Origin of the sequence: Legionella taurinensis (assembly GCF_900452865.1) — a bacterium.
Classification (GTDB): domain Bacteria; phylum Pseudomonadota; class Gammaproteobacteria; order Legionellales; family Legionellaceae; genus Legionella_C; species Legionella_C taurinensis.
In genome coordinates this window covers 1,529,546-1,545,448 of record NZ_UGOZ01000001.1, presented here as the reverse complement: position 1 = coordinate 1,545,448, position 15,903 = coordinate 1,529,546, and the positions used below count along the sequence as shown (strand labels likewise).

The following is a 15,903-nucleotide window of genomic DNA, read 5'->3' as shown; positions in this document are numbered from 1 at the left end:
AACATAAAACCTCTTCTCATGCAGCTTGTAAGGAATGATTATCCATGGTGGTGGATTGGGTCATGGCCGCCAATTCATTGGTCTTCATCTCAAGGAAGAGATTGCCCATGCCGTGTGTACGCACTTCCGTGATGGCTTCCTTGTATGAAATAATTGCCTGCTGATATTTACCGGTAGCCGCATAAATATCGCCTTTCAATTCATTAATGACCGGCATGTAGGCATTGTCATCCACCACGGACAGCTCCGTTAAGGCCTTGTCATAGGATTTTTCAGCCAGCAGCAAACGGGCAATGCGTATCTTAGCAATCTGTTTTAACGCAGAAACCCGGGATGCTGAAGCGACCTGATTGAGCATATCCCTTGCTTCGTTGTATTTTTCCTTAGTGACCAGCAGTTTTGCCAGGGTCATTCTTGCGGCATCGGCATAAACCGTCTGACCGTATTCGTTAATTAACTGATTGGCATAGGCTTTAATGCCTTTATTATCATGATTTGAAAAAGCAACCATCAGGTGTTCATAGGCGGACGAAGCCTGCGTATTTATTTTTTCCTGATGCCAATGCCAATATTTGTAGCCAGCGGCGCCCAGCATGACAAAGGACAGTATTACTGTAATCATCGTGCTGTAACGATTCCACCATTTTTTAATCGCTTGTAATTGCTCTTCTTCAGTCATATAAACCGACATCATCTTCTCCTGCCATCATCCAAGATAGTCTGTAAATGGGTTGCTAAATCCTGTTGTGGGATAGTGACCTGATCTTCCTGATTACGCAAGTTTTTAAGGCTCACCAGTCCGCTTTTTACTTCATCTTCCCCAAGAATCAGGGCAAAATCAGCACCGCTCTTGTCGGCTTTCTTAAACTGGCTTTTAAATCCTCCGCCAACCGTATTGGTCATAACGCACCAGTCTGCGTTCACCTGACGCAGTTCTTCAGCAAGCGTCAGAGCGCGCATCATTGCCTCGTCTCCGCTGGCAATGAGAAACAGTGAAGGTTTTTTGCAGAATTGCGGCACACACTGCAAGGTTTCCATCAGCAGCAGCAACCGTTCTTCACCCATGGCAAAACCAATGGCCGGCGTTTTATTGCCGCCTAAATGTTCGACCAGGGCATCATAACGCCCGCCCGCACAGACAGTCGCCTGGCTTCCCAACTGGTCAGTGACCCATTCAAACACTGTATGGCCATAATAATCCAATCCCCGAACCAGGAAAGGATTGACCTCATAAGCGATGCCCAGTTTCTCAAGGCCTGCGCACAGGTCATCAAAATGGCGTCGGCTTTCATCGCTGAGCGAATCCATGAGACGCGGAGCCTGACTCACCAACGCCTGTATATCCGGGTTTTTGCTGTCGAGAATACGCAATGGGTTTTTTTCGAGGCGCCTTAAACTGTCCTCATCCAGAACCGACAGATTGGCTTTGAAAAACTGCACCAGCTTTTCTTTGTAATGCTGCCGTTCGGAAAGCTCGCCCAAGGTATTGATTTGTAAACGCACCGACTGATCAATACCGAGTGTCTTCCATAACCGGACACAAAGCGCCAGAAGCTCCAGTTCGATGGCCACGCCATCGATGCCCAGCACTTCCACGCCGAACTGGTTAAATTGACGGTAACGCCCTTTTTGCGGTTTTTCATGGCGGTACATCGGCCCCATGTACCATAATTTCTGCTGCTGGTTATGCAACAGGCCATGCTCAAGGCAGGCACGCAGGCAGCCTGCAGTCCCCTCGGGACGCAGGGTCAGGCTATCCCCGTTTAAATCCGTGAAGGTGTACATTTCTTTTTCAACGATATCGGTGACCTCACCGATGGTCCGTTTAAACAGTTGTGTACTTTCGACCAGGGGAAATCGTATTTCCTGATAGCCGTATTGCGACAGGCACTGGATAAACACTGTTTCCAGATTACGCCAGGTCTCTGTCTGATGGGGCAGTACATCGTTCATACCCCGGATTGCTTGAATTCTCTCAACCAAATTACTTCTCCGTTGAGCTGTCTGAATTTAATCGGAACATGGATTGCATCTTGGAAATATCGGTGAGTTTGACTTCCACCTGTTTTTCTTCGCCGTCCACTTCGGGGTTTTTCAGCGAAGCCACCTGGCTATCGTCTTTCGTAAAAAAGAGTTGGTCGCTGTTTTTCTGCCACCAGAAGCTCACTGCCACCACGGCAGCAATGACGATGCAGGCGGTTATCCAACGCACCGCACGCTCGCCGCGATGAGATTCCCGTTTGCTTTGCCATAACGCCGCTTTTTCAGGCTTGCGCTCAGCCACTGCGGTTTTATTGAAGGACGACACATAAGGCTCCGGAGAAACACCCAGTAATTTGGCATAGGCACGAAAGTAACCTTTAACAAACACTGGCTCCGGCATTTGATCATAAGCATCTTCTTCAAGAAGCTCAATTAATCGCACCCTTAAATGCAATTTGCCTGCAACGTATTCACGGCTGTACCCTTTCTTTTCCCGGATATGGGCTAACTGCGCACCTGGGTTCTGTATGGGATTCTCTGCTGGGGCTTCATCCATTGGCACTGTCGAATTCATTTTTTTCTCCGGCATAGTCGGTATTACGGTTTAATTTATTCAGGCGCGCTTGGTAATCCGCTGCAACCTCTGCTTTCCCCAGTTTGGTCGCGGCATCCGCCGCCAGGCTTAACAAGACAGGATCATTTAACGATAATTCCTGGTACTTCTGTAAATACTTCAGCGCCTTTTCAGGCTGGCTTTGTTTCAATGCGATCGTGGTTAATTCAAGAAGCGACTGTTTACGCTCAGGATCCTGTTCCAGGGCCTTGCTGAAATAGGTTTCGGCTTTGGCATAATCCGGCACAGCCGCGGCGCATAACCCGGCGTTTTCGTAAGCTCCGGCGCTGTGAACATAGTGAACATCGCTCACGGCTTTCAAAAAGTAGCTTTCCGCTTCGTTGTATTTACCAGCGCGGCATAAAAAAGTACCGTAGTTATTTAACTGCGCCCCGCTGTTGGGTGCTAAAGACAAGGCTTTTTTGTAATAAATGCGGGCTTCATCCATGTCGCCTGTCTTTTCAAGAAAATAAGCCATGGCCACATTCACATCGGGTGAGTCGGGGGCCAACTCCAGCGCGGCGAGCAACTTGCGTTTCGCCCGCGGCCGATCGCCCTGCCTTAAATAACCCATTCCGAGTTGCACATTGAATGAGGCCGCATCACCCAGTTTCTGGGCGTTTTCCGCTTTTTGCCGCTTGGCGTCCATGCTGTGCTGGCAGGACTGCAGTAAGAGCAGCAGGCCGCAAAAAAGCAGGGAGCGGCAGGAGCGGGAAATGGCTTGAGTCGGTATGAACGGGGCGAAACCGGCGATGGAACCAGCTTGTTCTTTCATTGAATTCAACGGCAAGCGTAATTGTCTTAACACAGTAATCACAACGCGTTAGAAAAGATTGAGCATTATAACCATGAATACCCGAATTTCAAAACGCTTATGTGAAGGATTCTTCGTTAAATCCCTCCGGTTTTTGGGGCATGAAATTTAATTTTTGCCAACGTTGAGAACGACTCGTGCGATCTTTGACCTTTCCGGCCAACTGACCACAGGCGGCATCGATGTCATCGCCTCGGGTTTTTCGGGTTATGGTATTGATTCCTTTGGCAATTAATTTATCCCTGAAGGCATCGATCGCCTCTCGGGATGAGCGCTCGTATTGGGTCATGGGGAAGGGATTAAACGGAATCAAATTCACTTTAGCGGGAACATTGTGCAGCAATTTGATTAATTGATTCGCATGTTCAGGTTGATCATTGACCCCTTTTAACATGACGTATTCAAAAGTCACCTTGCGCTTGGGCTCATCCCTGAAGTAAGTCCTGCAGACTTCCATCAGCTTGGCCAGTGGGTATTTCTTATTGATGGGAACCAGAATATTACGCAATTCGTCGGTTGGCGCGTGAAGCGAGACAGCGAGCGACACAGGGCTCACTTCCCTTAACCGGATAAGATCCGGCAGTACGCCGGAAGTACTTAATGTCACACGACGCTTGGAAAGACCATAAGAGAAATCATCCATCATTAAATCCATGGCCGTCACGACATTGTCAAAATTAAGCAAGGGCTCGCCCATGCCCATCATCACCACGTTGGTGACCTTTTTGTCATGATGACCCTGGCTTGTTGACAGCTCGCGAGCCGCCAGCCAGACCTGGCCTATGATTTCAGCCGTGCTCAGATTGCGGTTAAACCCCTGTTTGGCCGTGGAACAGAAACTGCAGTTTAAACCACAACCCACCTGAGAAGATACGCACAGAGTCCCGCGAGTCGCTTCGGGAATAAAGACCGTTTCAATGGAATTGCCGCAGTCCAGTTTAAGCAGCCATTTATGGGTTCCGTCGCTGGATTTCTGACAGGCAATGATTTCCGGCAGACGAATTTCAGCCACCTGAGCGAGTTTGTCGCGCAGAACCTTGCCCAGGTTGGTCATTTGCGAAAAATCATGAAAGCCAGCCTGATGAATCCATTGCAGCACCTGCTGGGCACGAAAAGGCTTTTCACCCAGTTGGCTGAAAAAATCCCGCATTTGCTGGTAATTAAAATTCAACAGGTTGACTTTACTGCTCATGATTCTCTCAATAACGGCTTATCGTGTGCACACTTCGTGTGGTTCAAAGAAGAAAGCAATTTCCTGACGTGCAGTTTCAGCGCTGTCTGAACCGTGAACGGCGTTGGCATCGATGCTGTCGGCAAAATCAGCACGAATTGTGCCTGGGGCTGCTTCCTTGGGATTGGTGGCACCCATTAAATCGCGGTTTTTAGCAATCGCGTTTTCGCCTTGCAGGACTTGAATCATCACCGGGCCTGAAATCATGAAGCTGACCAGATCATTGAAAAACGGGCGGGCTTTATGCACAGCGTAGAAGCCTTCAGCCTGTTCTCGGGTCAGGTGCGCCATACGGGCGGCAACGATTTTCAAACCGGCCTTTTCAAAGCGGGAATAAATCTGGCCGATGACGGATTTGGCTACTGCATCCGGTTTAATAATGGATAGGGTAAGTTCTTGTGCCATGAATGGTAACTCCAATGTTAAATAAAGGGACATATTATACATGAAAACCAAAAGGATTAGCTAATGGTTAACGCATGCAGCCTCAAAATAGTCCATCTGCCGTTGTTCGGAGCGAGGTCGGTCAGGATTGATCGCCAATGCTGGCATCAAAATGAAGTTCTTCACGGTTAATCTCGTTCTGAACGGGATTAATTTTATAGTCAGGCAATTGCGTTAACAGTTCATTCGCCTTGATGATAGCGGCTTTAAATTCCTCGCGGTAACGTTTGAGCGTGTTCGACATCTCGGTAATGCGCTGACTAAATTCCTGAGCCGCTTCATCCGTTTCGCGGTTAAATCGATTCAAATCGGCTATTTTTTCAATAAAAACAGCTTTTACCTCGGCATTTAAAGTTAGACCCAGCTGCGCGCCAACCCCTTGCCAATAAGGGGCTTCACGCTGCGGATGGTCAAAGTCATGGTGGGCTAATAGCGACAAGACGGCGTTTTTAATTTGCTCGTTGCTCTTATTCACATTGTATCGGCGTAATTCATCGCCAATTTCTTTGGCTACCCGCAGCAGGGCCTCATTCCAATTGGCAGCATGTTTAATCAGCATGGATTGACTTTGGGCAATCAGCTTGTCCTGTTTGATCTCTTCCTGATGAAAACTCTCACCCAAGGCCACCAGTTTTTCCCGTTCAGCATTTAAGGTTTCCCGCGTTTGAGCTCCCGGTGAGGTATCACTTTTGCCGCTTTCTCCTGATAACAGATAGTCGATATAGAGTTTCTGGCCATACACCTGATAATCCCGGCCCTGCTGAAAAATAATGCCATTAAACACATTGCGCAAAGGCAATCGAAGTAATTGATGGTAAAACGTGTGCGGCTTTTTGAGCGCATTGACCAGATCGTCATGACTCAGTTTAATTTTATACCGTTCAAGAAGGCGTTCAACTGTGATCAATCCATACGTGGAAAGCCACATTGATAAATCATTTTCCGTTTGTTCTTCGCTCATTCTTTTTCCAACTTGATTTTACAACTGTCTGTGATATATAAGGCGGTTAAACCTATTATAGATTAATAATCTGATGCTAAACCCTCTCCCTGATGATTTGCAAATGTTAATTGATTTTTTAAAGACGCCAACGCCCAAAGCCTGGATCGACGCAGCCGTCAACCACATTCCTTTACTCCTGCTTGATCATGCTCACTGTGAACGAAAAGCGGCGGCTACGGCCATCAATTTCATGAGTAAGTACCCTGAAAACAGTGGACTTGTGACGATGATGTCCCCGCTGGCACGGGAAGAGTTGCTTCATTTTGAGAAAGTCATTGATTTAATGACGGCGCGGGGTCTCGCGTTCGGCCCGCTTCATCCCTCCGCTTATGCTCAACAGCTTCATGCCTTGGTGATTCGGCGGGATGGCAAGCAGCGTTTATGTGAGCAATTGCTGGTAGGCGCCATTATCGAGGCGCGCTCCTGTGAGCGTTTTAATGCCTTAATCCCCCATCTTAGGGACGTGGCATTGCAAAAATTTTATCAGTCGCTGGTTAAATCCGAAGCCCGGCATTTTGAAAATTATTTAACATTGGCGTCCGATTGCAGCGTTGATTTCAGTGCACGCCTGGCGGAATTTATTCAGCGGGAAAACGAGTTAATCACGCAACCGGACACGGTGTTTCGTTTCCACAGCGGCATACCCTGCTTTTAGCAGGGCAGACCGAATCAGGGCGCAGGAGAGGATGAGGTGACTTTATCCATTTCCGCATTCATGTGATAACGATGGGAAAAGAAGCTTTGCAGACTATTCTGATCATCCGCGTTCAGTTGGATGAATGCGTCTTTGGTCATCGGCTGTTTGCTGGTTCTATCCTTTAACACAGGCGGATTCTGGCTATTGTCCATCGCATACCCACGTGTTTTCGCCCAGGCAAGAAAACCGGTTTTAAAGACTTCTTGTTGCTCATCAGGCAGCGGCTTGCCGTCATAAGTCACCGACAGTGTGGTTCCCCCTTTGTCCGTGAACTCAACATTCAATTTCAAGGGGAATAAATCATCTTTTTTCCAGCCTTTTTCGCGCAGTTTGTCGCCTATTCTATCGCCAAGATGCAGGCCTTTATCATCGAGCAATTTAACCAGAGGAGCAAAACCCAGTTTGGTGTCCCAAATTCCTTTCAGCAAGGGTTCAATCGGGCGATTATCAAATGTCACGCAGAGTGCGGCATGCAAGAGTCTAATGGCATTAAGGATATTCATCATGGCCGTCATCCATTCGTTATATCCTTCCATCCCGCGGGCTAACAGATCATCGGCTGCTTTGCCGACCTGAGCCCATTTTTCGATGACTTTGCTGTCGCGTTCTTCTTTACGCAGCACATCGACTTCGTTTTTAAGTTGAGCCTGCCGTTTGCTCTCTTCCTCGGTCAGGGCTCGTCGGATTGACCGATCGCGCTCGTCTTCCAGGGCTTTTTTGGCATTCGCTTCCCTGGCTAATTCTTCACGGGTTTTCATAAAAATACCTCATCGAATGGGCTGTATAAATTCAAAACCTTTTGGTTGATCATAACACAGTATTTTCGGCGTGTCATCCCAGTCACTGAGTACATAACGGTAATATTCCTTGGTGTCATGGTGATAATGGCTAAGACCCGGCTTATGGGTATGCCCGTGGATGACTTGTTGCACGCCGCAATGGTGCAGGTGTTTAAGGACATCGCTCGCAACCACATCCATCATCTGCTCGTCCTTGTTACGGTTTTGCTGACTGCGTTGGCGGATATGGCTGACTAACTGGTTGCGGTAGCTCAGCGGTAGTTTTAAAAACAGAGCCGTGAACAGCCAGTTGCGAGTTAGACGGCGGAAACGCTGATGCGCCTTATCCAAGGTGCAATAACGGTCACCATGCGTCAACAAAACAGGCACACCGCCAAGCGTAATCAGGCTTGGGTCCCGTAAAAGGGTTATCCTTGCCATGGTTGCGAAACGTTTGCCCAGGAGAAAATCGCGATTGCCGTGAAGGTAGTAAATGGCAAGCCCCCGCGCTGCAGCCTGTGCAAGCGTGTTGGCAATGGCGGAACTCCAATCATCGATGCCGTCATCGCCCGGCCAGGCGTGGAAAAAATCACCCAGAATATAGAGGGTTCGGGCGTTAGCCACCGCCCACTGCATAAAGTCATTAAAGCGATGGGTAATGGCAGGTACATCAGGGTGCAGATGCAGATCGGAGATAAAAACAGCCTCTAGCATAAAGGCTCGATCTGGATGTGTTCATCCTGAAGATAAATCTGACAGGGCCCCTGATGCAATTCGATGGCATCGCTTAAGCGGTAAAATCCAGCAATGGACACGAGTTCTGCTTCCAGCGACTGGCAGAATATTCGGGCTTGCCTATCGCCGGACATGCCGGCTAAAGCCCGCCCGCGTAAAGCGCCATACACATGAATATTCCCATCGGCCAGCAATTCAGCGCCATGACTGACCGAAGCAGCAATCACCAAGTCCCCGCCCTTGGAAACGACCTGTTGGCCAGAGCGTACCTGAGTGGTTAATAATTTACTTTTAATGGGCTCAGAAGCCGGGACTGCCTCACCAGAGGCCTCATCCAGCAAGGGCTTGTCATGAGTCGATGAGGCGTGGAGAACCGCAAGCCCCATGCATTGCCCTATAGAATTTAACAGCGGGTTCGCACCTTGAATGGCCACCGGCAAAATACTTTTTAACCGCAGTGCCTGACAAAAAGCCTGAAGGTCGATTTCACTGTCCTGAATGGCGGCAAAGTCCAATACAACCGGTGTATTATCAAACAATTTGGGCGCTTTGGCGATCACTTCATCCAAATAATGCTCAAAAATGGTGAGATCATGATTCAACAATTGCAGTACTGTAAAGGTGTAAAGCCTGCCCTTGAGCTTAAATGCTTGTGATTTCAACAAATTATCTGCCATAACTACGATATCCATCACTGACTTTTTTATTTATACTAGCATGAGGCAATAAATAACAGAAGGACATCATCGTGGATAGAATATGGTTGGCTCAATACCAAGAGGGCGTTCCACATACAATTAATCCGGAAGAACATGCCTCCCTCGTCTCTTTGTTTGAAGATTCATGTAAAGCGCATGCCAAAAAAACAGCCTATGTCAATCTGGGTTGTGAACTGACTTACGAGGAGCTGGACAAGAAAAGTTATCAGTTTGCGTTGTACCTGCAGCAACTCGGTTTAAAGCGGGGAACCCGCGTTGCCCTGATGATGCCCAATGTACTGCAATACCCGATCGCTCTGTTTGGTCTGCTTCGCGGCGGATTCATCGCCGTGAACACCAACCCGCTTTACACCAGTGACGAGTTGATTCATCAAATGAATGATTCCGGCACCGAAGTGATTGTCGTACTGGCCAATTTTGCCAAAACCGTGGAAAAGGCCCTGCCTCATACTGGCATTAAACACGTCGTGGTCACCGAGATAGGCGATGTTTTTCCGACGGTTAAACGCATCCTGGTGAATGCCGTCGTCAAGTACATTAAAAAGCTGGTCCCCCCCTACCATCTACCCATGGCCATTCGTTTTAATGAAACCTTAAAACAGGACAGCAGCAAAACACTTAAACCCGTGTCGTTGAATCATCAGGATATCGCCTTTCTGCAATACACCGGCGGTACCACCGGGGTGGCCAAAGGGGCGGTATTAACCCACGGCAACATGGTTTGCAACGTACTGCAGGCTTATGCCTGGATTAAGCCCCTGCACATCGAGGAACAGGACATTATTGTTACGGCCCTGCCGCTTTACCATATCTTCTCATTGACAGCGAATTGCCTGACCTTCCTTAAAGCCGGCGCGAAAAACATTCTCATTACCAATCCTCGCGACATTCCGCATTTCATCGATGAAATCAAAAACAGCCGTTTTACGGCCATCACCGGGGTCAATACCTTGTTTAATGCCCTGCTGAATAATCCCAAATTCAAGGACATCGATTTCTCCCGGGTTAAACTCGCGCTGTCAGGCGGAATGGCATTACAGAAAAGCGTGTCGCTGCGCTGGAAGGAAATGACCAAAACCCGCGTGCTTGAGGCCTATGGCCTGACGGAAACATCACCTGCCGTCACCATTAATCCCATGTACCTTGAAGATTACAATGGCAGCATTGGCTTACCCCTGCCCTCGACCGACATTACCATTCGCGATGAATCAGGACAGGAAGTGTCTCTCGGCACACCGGGTGAGTTATGTGTCAAAGGGCCGCAGGTCATGGCCGGTTATTGGCAGCGGCCGGATGAAACGGCATTAGTCTTCACCAAGGACGGTTTTCTGCGCACGGGCGACATCGCCACGGTCGACGACAAGGGGTTTGTGTATTTAGTTGATCGTAAAAAAGACATGATTGTGGTCTCAGGCTTCAATGTTTATCCTAACGAAGTGGAGCAAGTCATCAGCATGCACCCCGGCGTCCTTGAGGTGGGTGTTGTCGGCGAACCGCACGAAGAAACCGGCGAGCGTGTGAAAGCCTGCATTGTCAAACGTGACCCGAAATTAACCGCTGAGGAAATTATTGCCTTGTGCAAAGAGCATCTGACAGCGTATAAAATTCCCAAAGTGGTCGAGTTCTATCATGAGTTACCCAAAACCAATGTCGGCAAGATTCTGCGCCGGGCTTTGCGCGGGTAATCAATTCGTTAAATCAAGGGCGCATAACTGCATCATGATGCGTGCGGTTGCGCCCCAGACGAATCGGTCAGGCTCGCCCAAATAACGGCAGGACTGAAACACCAGCCCCTCCCGCTCAACCGGGATAAATTCATAATTTGCTTCTCTGCACACCTGGCTTAATGGCGTGCGAAACACCTCAGCCACCTCCTGATTATCCAGCCGGCAGGGATTTAGGGTTTTGATTCTGGCCAGCCAGGGATGAATAATAAAGCCCGTCAGCGTCTTTTCCACGGCCAGTGGGGTCTCAGAATAAACACGCCCGGCATCAATGCCCAGTTCTTCCCACAACTCCCTTAAGGCCGTGTGGTACAAGTCCGAATCGCCGGCCTGCCAGCGACCGCCTGGAAAACAGATTTCGCCGGGATGATTTTTTAACTGGTGGCTTCTTTGCGTGAGAATCAAGGACTGACTGCTCTCCTCAATCAGCACAATCACCGCCGAATCAAGACGTGACTTTTCTTTATCCATTTTTTTCAAGCTCCCGACTGATGGCTGCAATTTTGGTAAAACATTCCTGGTACTCTTCGTCACAATCAGAATCAATGACAATACCGCCGCCCGCGGAGAGGCTGATTTGCTGCTGACGGGTTATCAGGGTACGGATGGCGATGTTGGTATCAAAGCGGCCATGAGCGGAAAAATAGCCGATACTGCCGCAGTAAGCTTCTCGCCGGAAAAGCTCCTGCTCGGCAATGACACGCATGGATTCCCGTTTTGGGGCGCCGGTAATGGATGCGCCGGGAAAGCAGGATAAAAAGGCCTCGACGGGCAAAATCCCGTCACGGCAACGGGCTTCGACATCACTGACTAAATGATGCACGGCGGCAAAACTTTGCACGTCGCATAAATGGCGGACTTCGACGGTTCCTGGTTGAGCAATTTTACTGAAATCATTACGCATCATGTCGACAATCATCACGTTTTCTGCACGGTTTTTCTCACTGGCCAGCAGGCGTTTTTTGTATTGTTCATCGAGCACGGGATCACTGGATCGCCGCTCAGTGCCCTTAATTGGCGAAGCCAGTAGAACGCCATGATCCATTTTCATGAATCGTTCAGGCGAAAAACTGACAAGATCGCCCTGACCGGTTTTAAGGCAGGCAGCAAAGGGCACCGGGTTGCTGCGTCGGATGCGCGTATAAATATCCCAACTGCGGCCTTCATAACCGGCTATGAACGGTTGCGTGTAATTGGCTTGATAACAACGCCCGTCCTGTAACGCCTGTTGAATCCGATCAAAGGCATGATGGTATTGCTCCAGGCTAACCAGGGGCGTAAACGGGCTGATGTTCAGGGGCTGACGCGCTGCACACGGGCGATGCCAGAGAGCTAAGGCTTCTTCGACAATGGCTTGGGTGTCAGCCCGGCTGTTGGCAGAAAACAGTTGCACGGTTTTCTGCAGGTGATCGGTAATGATTGCCCAATCGTAGAAACCCCAATGAGCCAACGGGCTTTTTCCCGGCAACGACCTTGGCTTATCAACAGGGATCCCCAGAAGAGCGCATCCCAAATCATAGGTAAAAAAACCAAGGGCACCGCCTTGAAACGGTAAATCGAGCGGCAATGCGCGAGAAGGCAATGCGGCTTTAAACCGGTCTAAAAACCTGGGCAGGTCATTTGCGCTTTCAATCTCGAGTGTCTCATAGGGGCACGCCGTCAGGATATCGTAACGTCCACGCACCCTGTCGCCGCTTTCCAGCAACGCAAAGCCGGGTAGATTCTGCAGGGCCTGATAATGATCAATCAGTTCCTCGCGATAAGGTAAATGAATAAGGGTGTAGTCGCTCAACACGTCAATCGCTAATCCAGTGGGGAGGTCATTAAATAGCCTGAGTATAGGCTAATTTATCACTCTGATTCCAGCATTACGCAACTGCCCTGCCATTTCCAGACGAAACGGGCTTAAGGGTAGTTTTTGCCAAAAATAGTGAGTATTCTATGGCGAATGTTTGTGACAAGGAGAGAATCAGTGACGACTGTCGCCCGTTTCGAAATCACCTTTACTCAATATATCAATGAAAAAGGTGAACAAAGCCATCCCCTGCCGGCCTTCGCCAAAGAGAAAGCCGTGATGCAGGAACTCTATCGCATCATGGTCCGCACCCGAACCTTCGATAAAAAAGCCATTGCTCTGCAACGCACGGGCAAAATGGGAACCTATGCTCCCATCAATGGCCAGGAAGCCATCTCTACCGCCATCGGCCATGCCATGCGGAAGGAAGATATCCTTGTGCCCTACTACCGCGATTATGCCGCCCAATTTCAACGCGGCGTCAAAATGTCAGAAATTTTAGCTTATTGGGGAGGTGATGAGCGTGGCAGTCAGTTCAGTTGCAATTCCGAAGACTTGCCCATTTGTGTCCCCATCGCCTCGCAATGCCTGCACGCAACCGGCGTCGCGTTTGCATTCAAATACCGTCAACAGCCGCGTGTCGCCGTAACCTGCATTGGCGAAGGCGGGACCTCCGAGGGCGATTTTTATGAGGCTTTAAATGTCGCCGGTGCGTGGAAATTACCGGTTGTTTTTGTCGTCAATAATAACCAATGGGCGATTTCCGTACCCTTATCCAAACAGACCGGCACAGAGACTGTTGCTCAAAAAGCCATAGCCGCCGGCTTTGCCGGAGTACAGGTGGACGGCAATGATGTCATTGCCTGCCGGGATGTTATTGGTGAGGCCATCGAAAAAGCCAGACGTGGCGAGGGCCCTACCCTGATTGAAGCCATTACCTATCGCCTTTGCGATCATACCACCGCCGATGACGCGACCCGTTACCAACCTCAGGAAGAAGTCGAGCAGGCCAAACTCAAAGAACCCATAGGTCGTTTCAAGCACTTCCTTGAACAACAGAAGTGCTGGTCGGCTGAAGAAGAAAGTCAGTTACAAAACGAGGCCGCCGATTTGGTGCAGGCCGCGGTCGACGAATACCTGTCGCGCCCTCCACAACCCATTACCAGCATTTTTGATTACCATTACGCACAGTTGCCGGAGTATCTGGTGGAGCAGCGTGCAATAGCCATGGAGGAAGCAGGTCATGCCTGATATAACCTTGATTGAAGCGGTGACGCAAGCCCTGGCCTACGAATTGCAACACGATGAAAATGTCGTCGTTTTCGGCGAAGACGTCGGTAAAAACGGCGGCGTGTTTCGCGCCACCGTCAATCTGCAGGAGCGTTTTGGCGAACACCGCGTTTTTGATTCGCCGCTCGCGGAATCCATGATTGCAGGCTTAGCCATCGGCATGTCGGTGCAGGGGATAAAACCCGTGGCGGAATTTCAGTTCATGGGTTTTATTTACCCTGCGATGAACCAAATCATTTCCCATGCGGCCAGAATGCGAAACCGCACCCGCGGCCGTCTGCATTGTCCGCTGGTGTTCAGGGCGCCATTTGGCGGCGGTATCCGTGCCCCTGAACATCATTCTGAAAGCACTGAGGCCCTGTTTGCCCATATCCCCGGCCTGCAGGTAGTCATCCCTTCATCGCCAAAGCGAGCGTATGGCCTGCTACTGGCCGCCATCCGCAATCCAGATCCGGTGATTTTCCTTGAGCCCAAGCGGATTTATCGCCTGGTTAAACAACCAGTGGAAGACAACGGCGAAGCCCTGCCCCTGGGCCAATGCTTCACCTTAAAAGAAGGCGAGGACGTCACACTCATCAGTTGGGGTGCCAGCATTCATGAAACGCAACAGGCCGCCGCGCAATTGGCTGAAGAGGGCATTTCCTGTGAAATCATTGATGTGGCGACAATCAAACCTTTAGACATTGAAACCATTCTGGCTTCCGTTGAAAAAACCGGCCGTTGCGTGATTGTCCATGAAGGCGCTAAAACAGGCGGTGTGGGTGCTGAAATTTCTGCCCAGATTATGGAACAGGCGATGGATACCCTGCTTGCCCCGGTGCAGCGCGTCACCGGGTATGATGTGGTTATGCCTTACTTCCAGCTGGAAAAACACTACATTCCCAGCGTCAAACGAATCAAAGACAGTGTCTTAAGCATAATGGAGTGACCATGAACATTTTTAATTTACCTGATCTGGGCGAAGGCCTGCCGGATGCCGAAATACATGAGTGGTTTGTCAAGGAAGGCGATACCGTCAAAGCCGATCAACCCCTGGTCTCCATGGAAACCGCCAAGGCGGTTGTCGATGTACCCTGTCCAGAGGCAGGCACCATCGTCAAGCTGTTCGGTAAACCAGGCGACGTCATTAAAACCGGCGAGCCGCTAGTGGCATTTGCAGCCAGCGAGGGCGTGAAAAAAGCCGACAAGGGCACTGTGGTAGGCAACCTTGAAGAAAGCAGCGAAATCAGCGAAGACCATTTTACTATTGGTGCAAGCCGCAGCAGCGCGCAGCGCATCAAGGCAACGCCTGCAGTTAAAATGCTGGCAAAAAAACTGGGCGTCAACCTGCAGGCGATTACCGGAACCGGTGAACACGGGGTTATTACCCGTCAGGACGTTGAAGCCGCGGCCAATAAACAAACCGTTTTACCCGATGGTTTTGAACCCCTGCGCGGTGTCCGCCGTGCCATGTTAAACAGCATGGTGCAATCGCATCAGGATGTCGTTCCCGTCAGTATTTTTGATGAAGCGGACATTGAGTGCTGGAAGGACGGCAATGACATCACGGCCCGCCTTATCCGAGCCATCTGCGACGCCTGCAAGGTGGAGCCGGCACTCAACGCCTGGTTCAACACGCAACATGGCGCCCGCAAATGTTTCGACGAGGTGCATTTAGGATTGGCCATGGACAGTGACGAAGGCTTGTTTGTGCCCGTTATCCATGGGGCGGAGCGATGCTCGCCGGATGAATTACGTCAAATCATCAATGAGTACAAACAGGCGGTGCGCAACCGGGCCGTGGCACCGGAGAAATTAAAGGGAGCTACCATTACGTTATCGAATTTTGGTAAATTCTCAGGAAGGTTTGCGAGTCCCATCATTGTGCCGCCCATGGTGGCTATTTTAGCCGTCGGCCGTCTTTACCAGGGCGCGGTGGTTGAAAACGGCGCGGTCAAATCGCACCGTTTATTGCCTCTGTCCTTAAGTTTTGATCACCGTGCCGTCACCGGCGGTGAAGCCACCCGTTTCCTGGGTGCCGTGATTCAATCTTTATCGCAACCGTTGTAAAGAAAAAAGGATTGTTGGGCTGAGCCC

17 protein-coding genes are annotated in these 15,903 nt (G+C 49.9%); 5 read left to right on the top strand and 12 right to left on the bottom strand.

Going from position 1 to position 15,903, the window contains the following annotated elements; all coding sequences use genetic code 11:
- Positions 1-16: 16 nt before the first annotated feature.
- The 7 genes from DYE45_RS07195 to DYE45_RS07165 all read right to left on the bottom strand — a co-directional run bounded on the left by DYE45_RS07195 (position 17) and on the right by DYE45_RS07165 (position 6,046).
- On the bottom strand, positions 17-691 hold the full coding sequence (locus DYE45_RS07195) for a YfgM family protein (RefSeq protein WP_108291665.1): 675 nt from the start codon (positions 689-691) through the stop codon (positions 17-19).
- Positions 691-1,983, bottom strand: a complete 1,293-nt coding sequence (gene hisS / locus DYE45_RS07190) for a histidine--tRNA ligase (RefSeq protein WP_108291667.1) — start codon at positions 1,981-1,983, stop codon at positions 691-693. Before hisS ends, DYE45_RS07195 begins: the two co-directional genes overlap by 1 nt.
- A gap of 1 nt (position 1,984) precedes the next feature.
- Entirely contained in the window at positions 1,985-2,557 is a 573-nt protein-coding gene (locus DYE45_RS07185) for a helix-turn-helix domain-containing protein (RefSeq protein WP_108291669.1), read from the bottom strand.
- Positions 2,532-3,404, bottom strand: a complete 873-nt coding sequence (gene pilW, locus DYE45_RS07180; protein ID WP_308810086.1) for a type IV pilus biogenesis/stability protein PilW — start codon at positions 3,402-3,404, stop codon at positions 2,532-2,534. The genes DYE45_RS07185 and pilW overlap by 26 nt, the downstream gene beginning before the upstream one ends.
- Before the next feature lie 64 nt (positions 3,405-3,468).
- Positions 3,469-4,602 (bottom strand): dual-specificity RNA methyltransferase RlmN, encoded by a 1,134-nt coding sequence (gene rlmN / locus DYE45_RS07175; RefSeq protein WP_108291673.1) that lies wholly within the window; start codon positions 4,600-4,602, stop codon positions 3,469-3,471.
- 18 nt (positions 4,603-4,620) lie between these two features.
- On the bottom strand, positions 4,621-5,046 hold the full coding sequence (gene ndk / locus DYE45_RS07170) for a nucleoside-diphosphate kinase (protein ID WP_058530220.1): 426 nt from the start codon (positions 5,044-5,046) through the stop codon (positions 4,621-4,623).
- Positions 5,047-5,167: 121 nt separating this feature from the next.
- Complete coding sequence (locus DYE45_RS07165) at positions 5,168-6,046, bottom strand: hypothetical protein (protein WP_108291675.1); 879 nt, start codon at positions 6,044-6,046, stop codon at positions 5,168-5,170.
- Between the two features lie 73 nt (positions 6,047-6,119).
- Between DYE45_RS07165 and DYE45_RS07160 the strand changes: the two genes are divergently transcribed.
- Positions 6,120-6,743 carry a MiaE family protein gene (locus tag DYE45_RS07160; protein WP_108291677.1) on the top strand — a complete coding sequence of 208 codons (624 nt, stop codon included), beginning with the start codon at positions 6,120-6,122 and terminating at the stop codon, positions 6,741-6,743.
- A 14-nt stretch (positions 6,744-6,757) separates the two neighbouring features.
- Here the strand turns inward: DYE45_RS07160 and DYE45_RS07155 are convergent, their stop codons facing one another.
- From DYE45_RS07155 to minC, 3 genes are read right to left on the bottom strand one after another with little or no spacing between them, the layout of a single operon-like run.
- Complete coding sequence (locus DYE45_RS07155; protein ID WP_115300681.1) at positions 6,758-7,543, bottom strand: hypothetical protein; 786 nt, start codon at positions 7,541-7,543, stop codon at positions 6,758-6,760.
- Positions 7,544-7,552: 9 nt separating this feature from the next.
- On the bottom strand, positions 7,553-8,278 hold the full coding sequence (locus DYE45_RS07150; protein ID WP_115300680.1) for a UDP-2,3-diacylglucosamine diphosphatase: 726 nt from the start codon (positions 8,276-8,278) through the stop codon (positions 7,553-7,555).
- On the bottom strand, positions 8,272-8,976 hold the full coding sequence (gene minC, locus DYE45_RS07145; protein WP_108291683.1) for a septum site-determining protein MinC: 705 nt from the start codon (positions 8,974-8,976) through the stop codon (positions 8,272-8,274). Before minC ends, DYE45_RS07150 begins: the two co-directional genes overlap by 7 nt.
- 71 nt (positions 8,977-9,047) lie before the next feature.
- Here minC and DYE45_RS07140 point away from each other — a divergent pair, with 71 nt between their 5' ends.
- Positions 9,048-10,703, top strand: a complete 1,656-nt coding sequence (locus tag DYE45_RS07140) for an AMP-binding protein (RefSeq protein WP_108291685.1) — start codon at positions 9,048-9,050, stop codon at positions 10,701-10,703.
- Here DYE45_RS07140 and DYE45_RS07135 read toward each other — a convergent pair whose 3' ends face one another.
- Both DYE45_RS07135 and pabB read right to left on the bottom strand, forming a co-directional pair.
- Positions 10,704-11,213, bottom strand: a complete 510-nt coding sequence (locus tag DYE45_RS07135) for an NUDIX hydrolase (protein ID WP_108291687.1) — start codon at positions 11,211-11,213, stop codon at positions 10,704-10,706. It abuts the gene before it with no gap.
- Positions 11,206-12,534, bottom strand: coding sequence for an aminodeoxychorismate synthase component I (gene pabB, locus DYE45_RS07130; protein ID WP_115301073.1), 1,329 nt, complete (start codon positions 12,532-12,534; stop codon positions 11,206-11,208). The genes DYE45_RS07135 and pabB overlap by 8 nt, the downstream gene beginning before the upstream one ends.
- Positions 12,535-12,714: 180 nt before the next feature.
- On the opposite strand from pabB, the gene pdhA reads away from it, so the two are divergent.
- The 3 genes from pdhA to DYE45_RS07115 are packed head-to-tail and all read left to right on the top strand — an operon-like array spanning position 12,715 to position 15,876.
- Positions 12,715-13,788: a pyruvate dehydrogenase (acetyl-transferring) E1 component subunit alpha gene (gene pdhA / locus DYE45_RS07125; protein WP_165481667.1), complete on the top strand. Its 1,074-nt coding sequence runs from the start codon at positions 12,715-12,717 to the stop codon at positions 13,786-13,788.
- Entirely contained in the window at positions 13,781-14,755 is a 975-nt protein-coding gene (locus DYE45_RS07120) for an alpha-ketoacid dehydrogenase subunit beta (protein ID WP_108291691.1), read from the top strand. The genes pdhA and DYE45_RS07120 overlap by 8 nt, the downstream gene beginning before the upstream one ends.
- Positions 14,756-14,757: 2 nt before the next feature.
- A complete protein-coding gene (locus tag DYE45_RS07115) occupies positions 14,758-15,876 on the top strand; it encodes a dihydrolipoamide acetyltransferase family protein (protein ID WP_108291693.1) in 1,119 nt (372 codons plus the stop codon).
- The last annotated feature ends 27 nt before the right edge of the window (positions 15,877-15,903 follow it).